Annotated in this window: 1 protein-coding gene; it reads right to left on the bottom strand. The window is 65.1% G+C overall.

The annotated features are described in order from the left end of the window. Positions 1–423: 423 nt before the first annotated feature. Positions 424–604: hypothetical protein (locus CA983_RS44820; RefSeq protein ID WP_425276527.1), on the bottom strand; the 181-nt coding region annotated here is incomplete at its 5' end.

The raw sequence follows: 604 nt of genomic DNA, 5'->3' as shown, positions 1-604 counted from the left end.
GTCTACGCCACCATCCGCCTGGCGCTGGCCCGTAACCGGCTCCGGCAACCCGCACGCCCTCAGCTGCCGCCAAAGACGTCATGACAAGCTTGGCCGACCGGGGAGGAAAATCCTTGCCCGTCTCGCTACTCCTGCGTACGGCTTCCACCTGACCATCACCGAAGCAGAGTCGTCCACCAACGCCCTGATTCCGCCTTCACGTGCGGCCTGGAGCTGTGGATCCCCGCGCCGGGAAGACGGCCCAACAAGAGCTGTTCACCCAAATGCAAGAAGAGCCAGCACCAGGAGGAGACGCTCGACGCCAGAGCCACGGACACGACGTGGCCGCGTAGACGAGCTGTCCCGCCCGGCCAGGAACGAGAAAGCACATTGGGTCCGTGCCGTCTGTGTCCGGCACGGAGCCTGATGCAGCCTCCCACAGGGCTACACGGCAGCCCAGTCGAGTCCGAGGTCGGCCAGCGCTTGGAGCTTGTCGGCACTCAGCTTGGCGCGCCTGCTCTTGCTGTTACTCAGAAACACCCCAAGCCGGATCTCTGTGCCATCGGGCAGGACCTCGATGTGGGATCGGCTGACGGGCCCTACAGAGCCCGTACGGGCCTTGTAC

Source organism: Streptomyces swartbergensis, from assembly GCF_002148965.1.
In the GTDB taxonomy this organism is placed as follows: Bacteria; Actinomycetota; Actinomycetes; order Streptomycetales; family Streptomycetaceae; genus Streptomyces; species Streptomyces swartbergensis.
The sequence above is the reverse complement of the archived record's forward strand: the minus strand, read 5'-3'. Positions and strand labels throughout refer to the sequence as shown.